At 61.1% G+C, this 18,603-nt stretch carries 14 protein-coding genes; 11 read left to right on the top strand and 3 right to left on the bottom strand.

Annotated elements, in window-relative coordinates; genetic code table 11:
• Positions 1-300: 300 nt before the first annotated feature.
• Positions 301-1,062, top strand: a complete 762-nt coding sequence (locus B8991_RS19215; protein ID WP_084354911.1) for an NAD kinase — start codon at positions 301-303, stop codon at positions 1,060-1,062.
• 679 nt (positions 1,063-1,741) lie between these two features.
• On the opposite strand, the gene rimO is transcribed toward B8991_RS19215, so the two are convergent.
• Positions 1,742-3,133, bottom strand: a complete 1,392-nt coding sequence (rimO, locus tag B8991_RS19210) for a 30S ribosomal protein S12 methylthiotransferase RimO (protein WP_084354910.1) — start codon at positions 3,131-3,133, stop codon at positions 1,742-1,744.
• A gap of 126 nt (positions 3,134-3,259) precedes the next feature.
• On the opposite strand from rimO, the gene B8991_RS19205 reads away from it, so the two are divergent.
• Positions 3,260-5,218 (top strand): AsmA family protein, encoded by a 1,959-nt coding sequence (locus B8991_RS19205; protein ID WP_084354909.1) that lies wholly within the window; start codon positions 3,260-3,262, stop codon positions 5,216-5,218.
• 90 nt (positions 5,219-5,308) lie between these two features.
• On the opposite strand, the gene B8991_RS19200 is transcribed toward B8991_RS19205, so the two are convergent.
• A complete protein-coding gene (locus tag B8991_RS19200) occupies positions 5,309-7,681 on the bottom strand; it encodes a Tex family protein (RefSeq protein ID WP_084354908.1) in 2,373 nt (790 codons plus the stop codon).
• Between the two features lie 203 nt (positions 7,682-7,884).
• Here B8991_RS19200 and B8991_RS19195 point away from each other — a divergent pair, with 203 nt between their 5' ends.
• From B8991_RS19195 to B8991_RS19160, 8 genes are all read left to right on the top strand, one after another.
• Positions 7,885-9,645, top strand: coding sequence for a sigma-54-dependent Fis family transcriptional regulator (locus B8991_RS19195; protein WP_084354907.1), 1,761 nt, complete (start codon positions 7,885-7,887; stop codon positions 9,643-9,645).
• A gap of 145 nt (positions 9,646-9,790) precedes the next feature.
• The gene (locus tag B8991_RS19190; RefSeq protein WP_084354906.1) at positions 9,791-11,590 is read left to right on the top strand and encodes an NAD(P)/FAD-dependent oxidoreductase; all 1,800 of its coding nucleotides are present in this window, start codon (positions 9,791-9,793) and stop codon (positions 11,588-11,590) included.
• Between the two features lie 342 nt (positions 11,591-11,932).
• On the top strand, positions 11,933-12,346 hold the full coding sequence (locus tag B8991_RS19185; protein WP_084354914.1) for a phasin family protein: 414 nt from the start codon (positions 11,933-11,935) through the stop codon (positions 12,344-12,346).
• 210 nt (positions 12,347-12,556) lie between these two features.
• Positions 12,557-13,501 (top strand): hypothetical protein, encoded by a 945-nt coding sequence (locus B8991_RS21595; protein WP_179141552.1) that lies wholly within the window; start codon positions 12,557-12,559, stop codon positions 13,499-13,501.
• 487 nt (positions 13,502-13,988) lie between these two features.
• Entirely contained in the window at positions 13,989-15,119 is a 1,131-nt protein-coding gene (locus B8991_RS19175; RefSeq protein ID WP_084354905.1) for a Hint domain-containing protein, read from the top strand.
• A gap of 363 nt (positions 15,120-15,482) precedes the next feature.
• Complete coding sequence (locus B8991_RS19170) at positions 15,483-15,983, top strand: type III secretion system chaperone family protein (protein WP_084354904.1); 501 nt, start codon at positions 15,483-15,485, stop codon at positions 15,981-15,983.
• Positions 15,984-16,024: 41 nt separating this feature from the next.
• Entirely contained in the window at positions 16,025-16,840 is an 816-nt protein-coding gene (proC, locus tag B8991_RS19165; RefSeq protein WP_084354903.1) for a pyrroline-5-carboxylate reductase, read from the top strand.
• Positions 16,833-17,171, top strand: a complete 339-nt coding sequence (locus B8991_RS19160; protein ID WP_084354902.1) for a tRNA-binding protein — start codon at positions 16,833-16,835, stop codon at positions 17,169-17,171. Before proC ends, B8991_RS19160 begins: the two co-directional genes overlap by 8 nt.
• A gap of 3 nt (positions 17,172-17,174) precedes the next feature.
• On the opposite strand, the gene B8991_RS19155 is transcribed toward B8991_RS19160, so the two are convergent.
• Entirely contained in the window at positions 17,175-17,765 is a 591-nt protein-coding gene (locus tag B8991_RS19155; protein WP_084354901.1) for a thymidine kinase, read from the bottom strand.
• Between the two features lie 356 nt (positions 17,766-18,121).
• On the opposite strand from B8991_RS19155, the gene B8991_RS19150 reads away from it, so the two are divergent.
• Positions 18,122-18,580 carry a hypothetical protein gene (locus B8991_RS19150; protein WP_084354900.1) on the top strand — a complete coding sequence of 153 codons (459 nt, stop codon included), beginning with the start codon at positions 18,122-18,124 and terminating at the stop codon, positions 18,578-18,580.
• Positions 18,581-18,603: the final 23 nt, after the last annotated feature.

Here is an 18,603-nt window from a genome sequence, read left to right as displayed (position 1 = left end):
AGCTCGATCTCGTCGCGCTGGCGGCCAAGCTCGCCCGTGATCGCGGCAAAAACATCCGCGTCACGATCAGCAAGCGGTTCAGTGAAAAATCCAGTATTTCGAGGCGGAACGGTCATAGGCGGTCACTCCGGTTGCGGGGGTGCGTTTGGAAAGGATGCCAGTTCCTACCCCACGTCAGCCAAAGTGCAAAGATCGTAAAGCGACAATCCGGATCATTCAGTCCGCCAATGCTGGCTCTTCGAAGAAACTTGTGTTTGTTTTGGAAGTGTATCGTCTTGTTTCAGGAAGAATGCACCTTTCATGCCCCTTCGAATCGCCTTTTGCGCCAGCGATGCGCCACTTGCCCGTGCAGCGCTTGCCGCCTTGAGCCGTCAATATGGCGATCATGCCGAACCGCATGCCGACGTGATCGTGGCCCTGGGGGGCGACGGGTTCATGCTGGAAACGCTGCACCGCACCCGTGACCTGCCCGCCCCGGTTTACGGCATGAACCGAGGCACGGTCGGTTTTCTGATGAACGAATACAGCGAAGCGGGCCTTGAGGAACGGCTGGCCGCAGCGGAAAAGGCCGTGATCAACCCGCTTTTGATGCAGGCGGAAACCACCGATGGCACGCGGCATGAGAATCTTGCGATCAACGAGGTGTCGTTGCTGCGTGCGGGCCCGCAAGCGGCGCATCTTCGGATCAGCGTCGATGGCAAACTGCGCATGGCCGAGCTGGTCTGCGACGGAGCGCTGGTGGCCACCCCCGCTGGATCGACCGCCTATAACTACTCGGCGCATGGCCCGATTCTGCCGATCCGGTCGGATGTGCTTGCCCTGACGGCGGTTGCGCCTTTTCGCCCACGGCGTTGGCGTGGCGCGCTGCTGCCAAAATCGGCGCATGTCCGGTTCGAGGTGCTGGAGCCGGAAAAGCGACCGGTGATGGCAGACACCGATGGGAAATCCGTGCGCAACGTGTCCGTGGTGGACATCCACTCGGACGCGTCAGTCGAGCATCATATCCTGTTCGACCCCGGTCATGGACTGGAAGAAAGACTGATCCGCGAACAGTTTGTTTGATGGTGTTTACGCTCTGAGGGGCATGCTTCGACAGCGCCCGTCCACCTCAAAACCTGTCGCAAAGCTGGGCCGCTCAAACGAATGACGGTGCCCCATTGCTGGGGCACCGTCGTCTCGTCATAAAAAAATACTCGTTCAAATCATACGCCGCACGGAGGCGGATAAAGGTTTTGCGCATACACAGGGTCTTGATCTGGTACCGCGGGACTGGTGCGGATGCGGCAATTTCTCCCTGTGACCGGCTTTGCTTCTGAGGTGTTGGGCCCTCGGTCCGCTCTGTCGGCTGCCTCATCATATTAGCGTCACCCTGACGCTTTGTCGCCCCAGTTTAGCCGGGTAAATCCGCCGATATTATGGTAATTCGTGCAGGTGAGACCTTTGGACCTGTAAGAAACATCAGGTCCGGCAATGGAAAGCGCTCAAATATCGAATTCTCATCGAAATGAACGGCCCAATGATTCGGATTTTCCAGAATCTGCCTGCGATCTCCATTATTCTTAAAATATCAATGGGTTAACTCATCTCTTGCGTCTCGACGCTGCGCGCATGAGCCTTCGCTTCAAGGAAAATATTCACCGTCGAGGCGTTTAAGCGTCTGGCGTCGCAAGGCTTTTTACGGGTCGGACACGGAAGACCGCATTCTGACGCCGATCAGAAGCACGCATGACGCCATATCGCATCACACCAATTCACCCCACAGGTCATACTCGCCGGCCTCATCGACCTTGACCCGGACAATATCGCCAACGGACAACGCGTCGGTCCCTGCGTCGATGAACAGATTGCCGTCAATTTCTGGCGCATCGGCTTTGGTGCGGCAGGTCGCGATGCCCTCCGCATCAATATCGTCCACGATAACCTCTTGCGACGTGCCGACCTTGGCCTCCAATTTGGCTTCGGAAATTGCCTGCGCCTTCTCCATAAACCGGTTCCAGCGATCCTGCTTGACCTCCGCGGGCACATGATCCGGCAGGTCGTTGGAGCGCGCACCGGCGACGTTTTCATATTGAAAGCAGCCGACCCGATCCAGTTGCGCCTCGTCCATCCAGTCCAGAAGGGTCTGGAACTCGGCCTCGGTCTCGCCGGGATAGCCGACGATGAAGGTCGAGCGCAGCGTGATGTCCGGGCAGATGTCGCGCCAGGCGGCGATCTCATCCAGTGTTTTGGACCCGGCGGCAGGCCGCGCCATGCGTTTCAGGACATCAGGATGCGCGTGCTGGAACGGGATGTCGAGATAGGGCAGCAGTTTGCTGTCCCCCGCCCCGGCAGCACCCTCCATCAAGGGGATCAGATTGCGCACGAAGGGATAGGGATAGACGTAATGCAGCCGCACCCAAGCGCCCAGCGACCCCAGATCGCGCGCCAGATCGGTGATATGCGCGCGGTGGCCACGGTCCTCGGCATGGCGGATATCCAGCCCGTAGGCAGAGGTGTCCTGCGAAATCACCAGCAGCTCTTTCACGCCGTTCTCAACCAGCTTTTCCGCCTCGCGCAGGATGGCATGGGCCGGACGCGAGGCCAGCCGTCCGCGCATGTCCGGGATGATGCAGAACTTGCACTTGTGATTGCAGCCCTCCGAAATCTTCAGATAGCTGTAATGGCGCGGTGTCAGCTTGACGCCTGATGCGGGCAGCAGGTCGATGAACGGGTCGGGATCGGGCGGCACGGCGATATGCACCGCGTCCAGCACCTGTTCATATTGATGCGGGCCGGTCACCGCCAGAACGCGCGGATGCACCCCGGTGATATAATCGGGCTCGGCGCCCAGACAGCCAGTGACGATCACGCGGCCATTTTCGTTCAGCGCCTCGCCAATTGCCTCAAGGCTTTCGGCCTTGGCGGTGTCCAGAAATCCGCAGGTGTTCACAATCACAGCATCCGCGCCGGAATAGTCGGCAGAGATGCCGTAGCCTTCGGCGCGCAGCCGGGTCAGGATGCGCTCACTGTCCACCAGCGCTTTGGGGCAACCAAGACTGACCATGCCGATTGTCGGCTGGCCGACACGGCGGCTGTCATCATAGCGCGCACGCGGCGCAAGGTCAGGGCGGAGATTCGGAGGGTTCTGCGTCATGTGCCCTCTTACAGCCGGACTTTGCGGCAGAAAAGGGCGAAGACGATACCATCTCGCTTGCGTGCAACACGCCTTCGCGTCACGCTACGCGCAAAACCCCATGGTAATCGGTAAGGGAGCAGCCCGATGCGCCTTGTATTCCGCCTTCTTTCTGCGGTCGTCATCCTGATTCTTCTGGCCGTCGTCGGCGTCCTGATGCTGCCAGGCGAACGGCTCGCGCATCTTGCGTCGTCGCAATTGTCCAAGCAGCTGGGCCGCGAGGTCACGATCCAGGGCGATGTCTCGCTGACCTTCTGGCCAACGCTGTCGATCAGCACCGGTCCGTTGGAAGTCGCGAATGCCGATTGGGCCGGGGACACCCCGCTGCTCAGCGCGCAGGCCGCGCGGATCGGAATGGACGCGGCTGCCCTGCTGTCAGGCGACATCACCTTTCGCATGATAGAGGCCGACGCGCCGCGTATCACGCTGATCACCGACGCAGACGGCCGCGGCAATTGGGAGCTGTCGACGACAGAGGCCAACAAGACCGAGGCCGCGCCTGCCCCCTCGTCCGATCAGACCCCCACCATCCCCGTCTTCACACTGGACCGTCTGCGGCTAAGCGATGCGTCGCTGCACTGGCGCGCGGCGGGTGCCGATCCAGTGGTGATGGAGGGTGTCGAGCTTGACCTTGCATGGCCCGACCGCGAGGGCCCGGCGACGTTTGACCTGACATTGCGGCCCGAGGGCGACCCGGTGCGCATCGCCGCCACGATCGGCCGCCCGCAGGCGATGATGACCGGGGCCACCGGACCTCTGGTCGCCTCGCTGGACGCGCCGGGCGGCACGGCGAAGTTTGACGGCACGTTCGGCACCAAGCCCGAAGCGCAAGGAGCCCTGTCGCTTGATCTTGCCGATACCGCGCGGTTTCTGGCCGCGCTCGGCATTGCGGGCGTTGATCTGCCACAGGGTTTGGGGCGCAAGGCCAGCGGCACGGGCCAGATCACCCTGTCCGACGGCAACAGGTTGGCCTTGCGTGACGGAAAACTCACTCTGGATGGCAACAGATTGCAGGCCGCCGCTGACATCGCGTTGGCGGCCAAGCCGCGCATCACCGCGCGCCTCAACGCCGATGCGCTGGATTTCTCCGGCCTCGCGCAGGGGGGTGCGGGCGGCAGCGGCGGGTCCGGTGGCGGCTCTGGCGGGTCTTCCGGCTGGTCCACAGCCCCCTTCGACGCATCCGGCCTCGCCGCCTTTGACGGAGAGATTTCGCTGGAGGCCGGAGCCATTGATCTTGGTACGCTGAAGCTTGGCAAGACTCGCACTGTAATGACGCTCGATCGGTCGCGCGCGGTTTTTGCCCTCAACGAAGTGCGTGCCTATGACGGCCTGGTCACCGGCGAATTTGTTGCCAACAACCGCAACGGCCTGTCGGTCGGCGGCAAGCTGCGCGCTTCCGGCGTCGAGATGCAGACGCTGCTGAAAGACGCCGCGGACGTCAGCCGGTTCTCCGGCAAGGCCGACGCCACGCTGAATTTCCTTGGTGTCGGGCAAAGCACTGCCGCGATCATGTCCTCGCTGAAAGGCGACGGGTCGGTGAAGGCCGGCCCCGGCAGGATTTCCGGCATCGATCTGGATCAGCTTTTCCGCGCGGGCGGTGTTGGCGGCGGCACCACCGTCTTTGATACGCTCACCGCCAGCTACACCATCGCGGGCGGCGTGTTGCGCAACAGCGACCTGCTGATGTCCCTGCCCGGCATCACGGCCGAGGGCGAGGGCAAGGTGAACCTCGGCGCGCGGACCCTGGATTATCTGGTCGTCCCGACGGCGCTGAATGCACGCGACGGGCGCGGGCTGGCCATCCCGGTCCGCATCAAGGGGCCGTGGGGCGCGCCCGCCATTCGCGCGGATATGGGCGAAGCGATTGACCGCAACCTCGCCGAAGAGCGCAAGGAACTGGAAGACAAGGTCCGCAGCCAGGTCAGCGAGAAGCTGGAGAAGGAGCTGGGCGTCACGGTCGAACAAGGCGACAGCATCGAAGATGCCCTCCAACGCAAGCTGGAGGAGGAGGCCGCCAAAGGGCTGTTAAGGCTGTTGGGGAAATAGGCGGACAAGCGGGCGCAGCTCTGCGCCGACCGTCACGCTGTGGTCGCGCGAGCCACCCGTCAGGTCCGACGCTTGGCCCCTGGCCCTGCCCTATTTCTTCTTCAGCGCGTCCAGCAGCGCCGAACCGAAAGCGCCCGGTTGGTCCGGTTTGCCTGCGGGCTTGCTTGAATGGCTGGAGGCACCTCGCGGCCCCTTGCCCGGACCGCGGCCACCGCCATTACTGCCTTTGCCGCCGGGGCCACCCCTCGCCGCGCCTGGGGCGGCATCACGCTCTGCCTTTGCAGACCGGGCAGAATCCCCGCCATCCTTGCGCATCGTCAGCCCGATGCGTTTGCGCGGCACGTCCACCTCGGTCACGCGGACCTTGACCACGTCACCGGCCTTGACCACCTCATGCGGGTCTTTCACGAAGCGGTCGGCCAACTGGCTGACATGCACCAGCCCGTCCTGATGCACGCCGATGTCGACAAATGCGCCGAAGGCCGCGACATTGCTGACCGTGCCTTCCAGAACCATGCCGGGCTTGAGATCCTTGATGTCCTCTACCCCATCGGCAAAGCTGGCCGTCTTGAATTCCGGGCGCGGGTCGCGGCCGGGCTTTTCCAGTTCCGACAGGATGTCGCGCACGGTGGGCAGGCCAAAGCTGTCATCGACGAAATCCTCAGGCTTTAATCCGCTCAGCGCGCCACTATCGCCCATGATCGACCGCAGATCGCGCCCGCAGGCTTTCACGATCCGGCGCGCCACGCCGTAAGCTTCGGGGTGAACCGACGACGCGTCCAGCGGTTCCTTGCCGTCCCGGATGCGCAGAAACCCCGCGCATTGCTCGAACGCCCTTGGCCCCAGCCGCGCGACTTTCAGCAATTCCTTCCGGGCCGCGAATGCCCCGTTGCTGTCACGATGCGCCACGATGGATTCCGCCAGACCCGGCCCAAGGCCCGAGACATGCGCCAGCAGCGGCGCGGAGGCGGTGTTGAGATCCACGCCCACCGCGTTCACCGCATCCTCGACCACCGCCTCCAGCGATTTGGACAGGCGCGATTGGTCGACATCATGCTGATATTGGCCGACGCCGATGCTTTTGGGTTCGATCTTGACCAGTTCGGCCAGCGGGTCCTGCAAGCGCCGCGCAATCGAAACGGCACCGCGCAAGGAAACGTCCAGATCGGGAAACTCCCGCGCCGCCAGTTCCGACGCCGAATAGACCGAGGCGCCGGCCTCTGACACCACAACCTTCGTGGGCTGTTTCACGTCCGCTGGCAGCAATTTCAGCGTCTCGGCGACCAGCCGTTCGGTTTCCCGGCTGGCAGTGCCGTTGCCGATGGCAATCAGATCAACGCCATGGCCCTTGATCAGCCGCAGGATCGCCTCTTGCGCGCCGCGCGTGTCGTTCTTGGGCTGGAACGGATAGAGCGTGTCCGTCGCCACCACCTTGCCGGTGGCGTCGATCACCGCCGCTTTCACGCCCGTGCGGATACCGGGATCAAGGCCCAGCGTCGCGCGCGCGCCCGCCGGTGCCGCCAGCAGCAGATCCTTGAGGTTACGGGCAAAAACCGCGATCGCCTCGTCCTGTGCCCGCGCGCGCAGATCGCCCAGCAGTTCGAACATCATCGACATGGACAGCTTCACCCGCCAGGTCCAGCCCGCCATCTTGCGCAGCCAGACGTCCCCTGCACCATCGGTGCGGCATTCCAGCCGCGCCGCGACCATGCGTTCGGCCCGCTCGGCGCCCTCTTCGGGGTCGGGCGCGATATCCACCGTCACCACGCCCTCTTTCGACGCGCGCAACATCGCCAGCGCCCGGTGCGAGGGCACATCCGCCCAACGCTCGCGGTGATCGAAATAATCCGAGAATTTCGCGCCGTTTTCTTCCTGCCCCTTGACCAGCTTGGCCGTCAGGAATGCCTCTTTCTGCATGAAGGCCCGCAGGTTGCCCAGCAGTCCCGCATCTTCCGTCAGCCGCTCTGCCAGAATGTCCCGCGCACCTTCCAGCGCCTGCTTGGTGCCTTCGACGGCCTCGGACAGATAGCCTTTTGCCAAGGCCTCCGGATCGGCAGAGCGGTCAGCCAGAATGCCCTCCAGCAACGGCTCCAGCCCGTTTTCGCGCGCAATCATCGCCTTTGTCCGGCGCTTGGGCTTGTAAGGCAAGTAGATGTCTTCCAGCGTCGCTTTGGTCTCGGCGCTGGCGATGGCGCGAGCCAGATCGTCGGTCAGCTTGTCCTGTCCTTTGATCGACTCCAGAATGCTCGCGCGCCGCGCTTCAAGCTCTCGCAGATAGGCCAGACGGTCGGCCAGATTGCGCAACTGCGTATCGTCCAGACCGCCCGTCGCTTCTTTGCGGTAGCGCGCGACAAACGGCACGGTTGCCCCGCCATCCAGCAAGGCAACAGCGGCGTTGACCTGCCCCGGCTGGGCGCTGATCTCTGTGGCAATGGTCCGGGCGATGCGATTACTGGTGTCCACGGGGCGTCTTTCTGTCTGGCTTCGGGACGTCCGTCATACCGCTACGCCACGCGCGCGCCAAGGGGTCTGCGCGACCTCTCGCCAAAGCGCGACCGCCGCAAGATTTCATGCACTACCGGCCATCCACAGATCCAACTTTAGGCGCGTCGCAAATCCTGTGCAGGCGTGATATGTCCACTCTGCACTTATTTTGAGCGGAAGACATGATCGCGCATAATCACGTTCAGGAAATAGAAAGCGTTCTGGACGGACGTACAACCGGGCGGGACAGTCAGGTGTCGGATTCCTGGAAGCGCTGCGTCGAGGTTTATGGCATGGACCCGTCCCGTGCCGACCCTGCGCATATCGTGACCGAAACGGAACTGCGCGAACATCGCATGCAGGCTGAACGGATGATCGCCTCCGCGCGCTCGGGCCTGCAAAGCCTTTTCCGGCAGGTTGCCCGACAAAATTATACCGTATTGCTGACGGATGCCAAAGGCGTCTGCGTCGACTTCTTCGGCGACCGGAACTTTGAGACTGAACTGCGCGGCTCGGGGCTGTTCATGGGCGCGGACTGGTCCGAAGAACTGGCCGGGACCAGCGCGGCGGGGGCCTGCATCGTCACCGGAGAACCAGTGACGATCCATCAAGACGACCATTTCGGCAACGCACACACCGCGCTGTCCTGCACGGCGGCACCCATTTATGACAGTATGGGCCAACTGGCCGCGGTGTTGGACATCTCGCTGTTGCAGTCCCCTTCCCCCAAATCCAGCCAGAACCTGGCCATGAGCATGGTGACGGCTTCGGCAAGGCGGGTCGAAATGGCCAACCTGATGGCCCAAAGCCGCCGGGAATGGGTGCTGCGGCTGTCGGCCAGTCCCGAGTTTCTGGACGTCGATCCAGAGGCAGCGGTGACGCTGGACGGCTCTGGCCGGATCATCGGTTTTACCCGCGGTGCCGACAAGCTGTTCCGAGGACATGCGCCAACGCTTCTTGGCCAGCGGATCGATTCCTTTCTGGCTTTGTCAGTCGACGATCTGCCTGATCTGATGCGGGACCGGCCGACCGAGGACCGCGTCGTCAACATGCCCGACGGCGGCGCATTGTTCGGTCATGCCATCGCGCCACAGGCACCAAGATCGACGGGGGCCGTGACCCGCAGGCTGCAACGCAAAGGCGGATCTCTGGCGGCGCTGGCGGGGCCGGACCCTGAAATGCAACGTCTGCTGATGCAGGCCGAGCGGCTGGCAACCACGGATGTGCCATTGATCCTTTCAGGGGAAACCGGCACGGGCAAGATGCGGATTGCGCGGGCGCTACATGTGGCCACGGGAAAGGATCGCGACCTGATCACCGTCGAATGCGCCGCGCAGACGCCGGACAGGCTGATCGAGGCCTTGGGGCCACCCGGCCCGATGCGCGCAACGCTTATCCTGCGACGGATCGAGGAGCTTCCACCGGATGTACAGGCACTGCTGTCGGCGCTGCTGGACGAACGCCCCGGTTTGCGCCCCGTGGCAACCAGTTGCGTTGATCTCGGACAGGCTGTCCATGAGGGCCGTTTTCACAAACCTCTGTTCTATCGAATTTCCGGGGCTTTTCTGTCTGTGCCACCGCTGCGGAAACGCCGGGATCTGGATTGGTTGATGGACCGGCTATTGCGGCGGCGGGCACCGGACGAGCTGCGGCTTTCACCCTCTGCAAGGGCCGAGTTGGCAGGTCGCGTCTGGACGGGAAACCTGCACGAGCTGGAGCGGGTTCTGGATGTGGCCGTCACATTATGTGATGGCGATGTCATCGACCTTCCCGACCTGCCTGTTCCGGCAGATTCCGGGCCGGTCGCGCCTGAAGAGGACTCGCTAGAGGATGTCCTGGAGGCCTGCGGCTGGAACATGGCGCAGGCGGCGCGACGGCTGGGCGTCAACCGCTCTACCGTAATGCGGAGGGTGCGCCGTTCCGGATTGGCCCTTCCGCTCTGACACCTCGTGTTGCGCGCCGTTGCGCGTGCAACACCCTGCCGTTCTTTCCCCGGACTTCCTTGGTTATCCTGCCGATAAAGCTGGCATCCGCCGCATGATATATCACAGGATCACGCAATAGAGGCGCGAATGAGGAGGATACGCGATGCTCGATACAACCGTGACAACCCGCACGCAGCAGGTGCTGGACACATTGAACGCCGCTTTTCCGGATGGCGATGTTGACCGAATCAAGGAACAGTTCGCCACTGACAGCTACTGGCGCGACCTGGTGGCCTTTACCTGGAACCTGAAGACAGCAGAAGGCCCGGAGGAGATCGGCCAGATGCTGGACAGCCAACTGGCGTCGGTGAAGCCCCGGAACTTCAGCCTGCAAGACGGCGAGACACCGACCGAGGAAGACGGCGTTACCACCGCCTGGATCACCTTCGAGACCGAGGTCGGGCGCGGCTGGGGGCTGATGCGCCTGAAGGACGACCGGATCTGGACGCTTCTGACCGCGTTGCAGGAACTCAAGGGCCATGAGGAACAGCGTGGCACACGCCGTCCGATGGGGGCGCAACATGGTGCCGGCAAGAACCGGACCACCTGGAAGGAAGAACGCGAGACGGAAACCGCGAAGCTGGGATATGACACCCAGCCCTATACCGTCATCGTCGGTGGCGGTCAGGGCGGCATTGCGCTGGGTGCGCGCCTGCGTCAGCTTGGCGTGCCGACCATCGTTCTGGACAAGCATGACCGTCCGGGCGACCAATGGCGCAAACGCTACAAATCGCTCTGCCTGCATGATCCGGTCTGGTACGATCATCTTCCTTACATGAAATTCCCCGACAACTGGCCGGTCTTCACGCCCAAAGACAAGGTCGGCGACTGGCTGGAAATGTATACCAAGGTGATGGAACTGAACTACTGGTCCCGGTCCGAAGTGATCAAGGCCAGCTTTGACGAGGCCGCGAACCAATGGACCGTCGAGGTCAACCGCGACGGCGAAACCGTTATCCTGAAGCCCACGCAACTGGTGCTGGCAACGGGCATGTCCGGCAAGCCGCATATGCCCGAATTTCCCGGCATGGATGATTTCAAGGGCGAAATCCAACACTCGTCGCAACATGACGGGCCGGATGCCTGGACCGGCAAGAAGGTTGTCGTGGTCGGGTCGAACAATTCGGCACATGACATCTGTGCCGCGCTTTGGGAACACGATGTCGATGTGACGATGGTGCAGCGATCCTCCACACATATTGTCCGGTCGGATACGCTGATGGATATCGGCATGGGCGCGCTTTATTCTGAAGAGGCCGTTGCCAATGGCGTGACCACGGAAAAGGCGGACATGATCTTTGCCTCCTTGCCCTACCGGATCCTGCATGAATTCCAGATCCCGCTTTATGAACAGATGCGCGAACGCGATGCCGAATTCTATGCCGGTCTGGAAAAAGCCGGGTTCGAACTGGACTGGGGGGATGACAACTCAGGCCTGTTCATGAAGTACCTGCGCCGCGGTTCCGGGTATTACATCGATGTGGGTGCCAGCCAGTTGATCATTGACGGCGAGGTCAAGCTGGTCAAAGGCCAGGTTGATCATTTCGAGGCAGATGCCGTCGTGCTGTCAGATGGCACGCGGCTTGAAGCGGATCTCGTGGTGATGGCCACCGGCTATGGGTCGATGAACGGCTGGGCCGCGGATCTGATCAGCCAGGAGGTCGCGGACAAGATCGGCAAGGTCTGGGGGCTTGGCTCGGACACGACCAAGGATCCCGGTCCCTGGGAGGGCGAGCAGCGCAATATGTGGAAGCCCACGCAGCAGCAGAACCTGTGGATGCATGGCGGCAACCTGCACCAGTCCCGGCACTATTCGCTGTATCTAGCCCTGCAATTGAAAGCGCGGTTTGAAGGGCTGGAAACACCTGTCTACGGCCTTCAGGACGTCCACCACCTGCGCTGAGACACGCGCCACTCCGGATTTTTGACCGGAGACATATCAAACAAGCTTCTTCGGGACAGACGTTCCGAAGAAGCACATCGGCACACCGTTGCCACGTCAAAGCGATTGCCGAGACCACGAAAGGCCCGGCAAGACCCGGCGCATCATCGCCCGGTCGCCTGCTCCAGGATTCCGGTCTGCTTGCGCCTTGAACGCGACGTCAGACTTTGTCGCTGTCCGGCAGGGATTGCGAAAAAATTGCTGCATCGCAGCAATGAAGGCTTGAATTGCCGCGTTGCAGCATTCATATGGAATGCAGACACGCAAAGCGGGAATGGTCCCGCCAAGCCAAAGGAATTAGACATGACCAAGACAACTGATATGACCGCGATGTTCAAAGACGCAATGACTGCCTTCCCGATCGACGCTTCCGCAGCCGAAGGTGCCTTCAAATCGACAGCTGACCTGAACGAAAAGATCAGCACCGTTGCCCTGACCGCCGTCGAAGAGTCGACAGCGCTGTCCACAAAGTGGACCCAGGACACACTGAAAGGCATGTCGGACGTTTCGAAAGCCAAAGCTCAGCCTACAGATTATGCTCAGGCGATGACTGATTTCGTGTCCAACTACTCCAAAGCCGCGACAGAGCACATGACAGCCTTCGCCGAAATCGCGAAGAAAGCTCAGGCTGACACGCTGGAACTGATGACGGCTGCCGGCAAGACATTCAGCGAAGACGCCACTTCGGCTGTAAAGTCAGCGACTGCTGCGAAGTAAGGTGACTATTCCAAGCGTTGTTTTCTCTGAAAGCGCGCTTGGCAAAGGCAGGTCCCACAAGGGCCTGCCATTTTTGCATTTAAGTTGCTGCATTGGGCAAGAGCCGCCCCGCGCCGCCGGGTACAACCTGTTGCGACGCGGTATCTCGGGCACAAATTTCCGATGCACCCCCCTAGCGGGAGATTTCCCGCCAAACAAAGGAACCTCAGTATGAGCAAGACACCTGACATGTCCGCGATCATTAAGGACGCAATGGCGACGTTTCCTTTCGGCGTGACCTCTCTCACGGGCGCGTTTCAGTCCACCGCCGATCTGAACGAAAAGATCAATGCTGTCGCGCTGGATGCAGCGTCGAAGTCGATTGATGTTTCCACACAGTGGAGCAAGGACGCGCTGGCAGGGCTGTCGGATATGTCCGCGGCCAAATCGCAACCGACAGATTATGCCCGCGCGATGTCGGTTGTCGCATCCAGCTACTCCAAGGCGGCGACCGCGCATATGATGACCTTCGCCGAGATCGCCAAGAAAGCGCAAAGCGATGCGTTCGGACTGATGACAAACGCTGGCGAGAACCTGACCAAAGCCGCCCCCGCTGCGACAAAACCGTCCGGTCAAAAAGCTGCCAAGCCCGCAAAAGCGACTGGCAAGCCGGTGACTGCCACTGCCAAGCCCGCCAAAGCTGGCGTCAAATCCGTCAAGAACGCGGCAAAGCCTGCCGTGAACACATCGGCCAAAGGGGATGCTTCGGCGGAAAAAACCGCGCCCAAGGCCACTGCTGCGGCGGCCAAGCCAGCCGAAAAGCCTGCAACCTCGACCCTGAGTGCAAGCAAAAAAGCCGCGACTTCGGCCGCAAAGCCAGCCTCATCCGCAGCCAGGTCGACCGAAAAGACCGCAGCGCCCGACGTGAACGCTGCCGACAAAACCGCTGTGCCGGCTGGCAAGCCCACCGAAAAGCCTGCCATGAGTACACCGGCCAAGACGCCCGCTGAACCGGCGGCCAAGCCTGCGTCCAAGACCGCTGCCGCCACCGCCCCGGCAAAAACCACGACGCGCACTGCACCTGCCAAAACGGCAGAGCCGAAATCCGCCTCTGCGTCCAATTCGGCAAGCACGGCCAAATCTGCGGCAGCAAAGACAACAGGCCCTTCAAAATAAGCGAACGCCGGCTCTCGTCGCGCAGCGCTTCAAAAGGCAGGCCCACCAAGGGCCTGTCTTACTGCTTGCTTACTGCTTGGCGCAGGGCAAGACGTGTTCGACCGGAACATTTCACTGCGTGAACGCATGAATTTCCGACACTTCACGGCGTTCGTGACACGTCTGCCGCGCGTGTTAAATTAGTTCGAACAGGCAGCGCGAAGGGAACGCCCGACATCCGCCTGCGACTGCCGGCTTGTCCGCCCGATGCCTTGCAGACCGTTTTGGCAGGCATGCTCATCCGCGCCAGCGCCGCGTTGCTGGCCATATTGAAGAATGAACACTCTTCCTGACGCCATGCGATCGCACGCGTTTGAAGACAACGACAAAACCAAATCATGGGCCCAACGTTCTTAACCACCATCGGGAACTCAGCTTGTTCCTCTTTGACTTGATTATGAACGCAGATTAACATGGGTTTAACGATCAGGCATCCAAGGATACGGCAATGGCCACGACATTTACTGTTTTTTCGTTGGGTCTGACGCCAATTTGGGATCCGGTGGAAGGCAACAACTTGCTTTCCACAACTGCGGTGAACCTTGCCTTGGGCACCTACGGTTCCGCTGCAAACCCGCTTTCTTTCGATCGCCATGAGTTTTCGCCTGCGGGCAATGGCTTCAGCGGCGGCACCGCAGGAGCTTACGACACTGACAACAATGTTTCCAATGATCAGTTCAGCATCGATGGCGGGCCTGCACAAACGCATGATGCAACCATGCTGTTTAACGCGACCATCACCTATGTGGATGGGACGACGGCGAACATTTCTGCGGTCCTCTTTCAAGATACGCTGGGCAACACATACTGGGCTCCTGAAGTCACTGCAAACGCAGATCAGGCCGCAATTACTGCGCAACCAATACAATCCTTGCAATTGCTGTCGCCCATTTACCCAACTGGCACAACCAATGAAGCATATAACCTAAGTGCGGATCGGCAAAACACCTTGCCGCTTTGTTTCTCAAAAGGTGCGCTTGTCAGCTGTCCGTGTGGTGAACGTGTTGTAGAAAGCCTTGCGGCAGGCGATCTGGTCTTGACGCGGGATCACGGTGCGGTCCCAATCCGCTGGATCGGTCACCGCAAGTTGAGCAAGGCCGAACTCGACGCAAACCCGAAGCTGCGCCCGGTACGTATTCTGGCTGGCGCGCTTGGTGATGGGCTTCCGACGCGCGATCTTGTCGTCTCGCGCCAGCATAGGGTGCTGGTGCAATCGAAAATTGCGAAACGGATGTTCGGCGCTGCCGAGGTGTTGATCCCGGCCATCAAGCTGACCGAGTTGCCCGGAATATTCATCGACGATGCTTTTGATGTTGTAGAATACTATCATATTCTCCTCGATGCTCACGAAATCCTCCATGTGGAAGGAACCGGGGCCGAAAGCCTGCTCACGGGACCGGAAGCGTTGAAATCAGTCGGTCCCGACGCGCGAGAAGAAATCCTGACGATCCTTCCGCAAATCGCAGATTTGAAGTATATCCCCAAATCTGCCCGCCTCATCCCGTCCGCTCCGCAGCAAAAAAAGCTGATCGCGAGGCATCTTAAAAACAAGAAAGACCTGTTGAACAGGTCCCTTTGACGCATCGCATCGCCTCACCCCACGGGCATCTTCACAACTCGCGATGAACCGAAACGACTGGCCCTGGCTGGGTACTACGGTGCACCTGCCCTGCCGGGCCCATAGCGTTTCGCACGTCCGCATATCGTCCGTGATTTGCATCAGTTGAACACAGGACCACCCTGCCCAGCGCGCAGTCTGGTAGGGACGACCGGTTAATCCACAACTTATTGCGTGTGTCACGAATATTTAGCTTTACAGCCAGAAGCACAGCCCTCACCATATGTTGTAAGGGTTACGGGATTTCCCCCTCACCCTAGAGCAGGCACCAAGCGCTAGGGGCCGCCGCCCGGCACCCGCGCTACAACAAAATGAGGTGGCGCCATGGCACTGTCCGAACAATATCTCGAAGAAGACCTTCACCCGATCGACATCGTCGAACATCTGGCCGAGAACCACGAATGGGATTTCGACCGCGTCGGTGACGATCAAATCGCGATGGCCGTTGTTGGGCAATGGCGAACCTATTCGATCACCCTGGCCTGGTCGGCCTATGACGAAACCCTGCGGATGATCTGCACCTTCGACATGGACCCGCCGCCCGAAAAGATGCCCGCGCTGCACGAAGGCCTCAACCTGGTGAATGACCAATGCTGGGCAGGCGCGTTCAGCTACTGGGCAGAGCCAAAGCTGATGGTCTATCGCTACGGGTTGATCCTTGCAGGCGGTCAGGTCGCGAGCCCCGATCAGATCGATACGATGATCACCGCCGCCGTGCTGAGTGCTGAACGCTATTACCCCGCGTTCCAACTGATGGTCTGGGGCGATCAGGCACCGAAAGACGCGCTTCAGGTCGCCATTGCAGAGGCCTACGGTCGCGCGTAACACTGTCCCCCGTTAAGGAAATTTCCGACGGGGGATCTGCGATGAACATGACGGAACTTGCAAACCGTGGCCTTGTGCTTCTGGGCTGCGGCAAGATGGGGTCGGCCATGCTCGAAGGCTGGCTGAAAGGCGGACTGCCCGCCGGTTCCGTCTGGGTCAACGATCCCAACCCCTCGGACTGGCTGACCGCGCAGGGCGTGAACCTGAACGCCACCCTGCCCGAAGATCCCGCCATCGTGCTGATCGCCGTAAAACCCCAGATGATGCAGGACGCGCTGCCGACGCTGAAAAGCTATGGCAATGGCAGCACCCTGTTCCTGTCGGTTGCGGCGGGCATCGGCATCGCCACCTATGCCTCGCTTCTGGGCGACAAGACCCCGATCATCCGCGCCATGCCCAACACCCCCGCCGCCGTGGGCCGTGGCATCACCGCTCTGATCGCCAACAGCATCGCGTCAGAAGAACAGATGGCGATGGCCGAAGATCTGTTGCAAGCCGTGGGCCAGACCGTCCGGCTGGACGCAGAGGCGCAGATGGATGCCGTCACCGGCGTCAGCGGCTCTGGCCCGGCTTACGTCTTTCACATGATCGAATGTCTGGCGGCGGCGGGCGAGGCGCAGGGGCTGGCCCCCGATCTGGCCATGACGCTCGCCAAAGCCACCGTCGCAGGCGCAGGCGCGCTGGCCGAAGCTGCCGATGAACCCCCCGCGCAGCTGCGCAAGAACGTCACCTCGCCCAATGGCACCACGCAGGCCGGGCTTGAGGTGCTGATGGACACGACCAAAGGCCTGCCCCCGCTGATGAAAGACACCGTGGCCGCAGCCGCCGATCGCTCAAGGGCGCTTGCCAATGGCTGAGGTTACAATCGACGATTTCCTGAAACTCGACATCCGTGTCGGCACCGTCACCCGCGCGGAACCTTTCCCCGAGGCGCGGCGGCCTGCCATCAAGCTGTGGATCGATTTCGGCGCAGAGATCGGGCAGAAGAAATGCTCGGCCCAGATCACCCAGCATTATGACCCCGAGGGCATCATCGGCCAACAGGTGCTGGCCGTGGTCAATTTCCCGCCGCGCCAGATCGGGCCGTTCATGTCGGAATGCCTGACGCTGGGACTGTCGGATGAGAATGGCGATATCGTGCTGATCGGCCCCAAAGCCCCGGTGCCCGATGGCGGCAAGATGCACTGAGGCCTAGCCGCCCGGACGGTCGCCCACGGCCTCGCGCCAGTGGCGGCGGCACAGCGAGACATAGGCCTCGTTCCCGCCGATCTGCACCTGCGCCCCGTCGCGCAGCACCCGACCGTCCTGATCCTGCCGGACCACCATCGTGGCCTTGCGCCCGCAATGGCAAATGGTACGCACCTCGCGCAGCACGTCAGCCAGCGCCAACAGAGTGGCCGATCCGGGGAACAGCTCGCCCCGGAAATCGACGCGCAGCCCGTAGCACATCACCGGCAGTTTCAGATCATCGGCCACACGGGCCAGTTGCCAGACCTGTTCGGGGTCCAGAAACTGCGCCTCGTCAACAAAGACGCAGGCAATCCGCCCGCTGGCCAGTTTCTCGGCAATCCGGGCATAAAGATCATCGCCCGCAACAAACGTGTCGGCTTCGGAAGAAATCCCGATGCGCGACCCGATCCGCGCGGCCCCTGCGCGCTGATCCACCTGTGCGGTCAGCAGGTAGGTATCCATCCCGCGTTCGCGGTAGTTGTAAGACGCCTGCAACAGCAAGGTCGACTTGCCGGCATTCATCGTGGAATAGTGGAAATACAGCTTTGCCATGGCACACGATATGCCGCAGCCACGCGCGCCCCTCAAGCCGGATCGGCGCGAGACAACGGATAAAAACGCGACGACAAGCCCATGCAGGCAGGAAGGGGGCTCACACCGACATGATGCTTGCCGTCGCAAAACATTTAACCATTCCCGGCACAGGTGACCAAGGAATACACGCCCCGTCAGGTTCGGCCAACTGGCCAGGACCGACAAGTCCCCTTTCAAACCACACCGCAAAGCGGCAACTCTTTACAAGACCCGCTCTATCGTGGGCTTGCTTTATAAATGACATTTCCATTCTATACGATTAAGGGGAACCGCGGGTTGAATTTCCCGTGACGACTGGCAGATGAGGAATGCGGATGAACACCATCGGGAGTTACCTGAAAAAACACACCGAGGCGCTGGTGAAAGATGTAGGCATCGAGCCCGCCTGCGACATCACCGGCAAATCCAAGGCAACGCTCGGCCGCTATTATTCAGACCACGAGGAACATGCAGACCGGTTCATGCCGATTGACGCCGTCGCCCGGCTGGAAGGGGCTGCCAGCTATCCGCATGTCACCGCCGCGCTGTCGGAACTGCGCGGGTTGACCATTTCTCTGGACGACCGCCGCAGCAACTCTGACAGCCCCGGCGGGGTCAATACCGATGTCATCAAGCTTAGCCAGCGATTCGCCATGCTGATGGCCGAATACCAGATTTCCATTCAGGATGGTGTCATCACGGTGAACGAAGCCAAGCGGATGCTCAAGGAAACCCTCACCCTGCAACAAGTTCTGATCGACATGAAGCTGCATCTGGAGGACGAAACTGTCTGAAGCGCCCCCCGCTGAACGTCGCC

It is taken from the genome of Primorskyibacter flagellatus, from assembly GCF_900176485.1.
Classification (GTDB): Bacteria; Pseudomonadota; Alphaproteobacteria; order Rhodobacterales; family Rhodobacteraceae; genus Primorskyibacter; species Primorskyibacter flagellatus.
The sequence above is the reverse complement of the archived record's forward strand: the minus strand, read 5'-3'. Positions and strand labels throughout refer to the sequence as shown.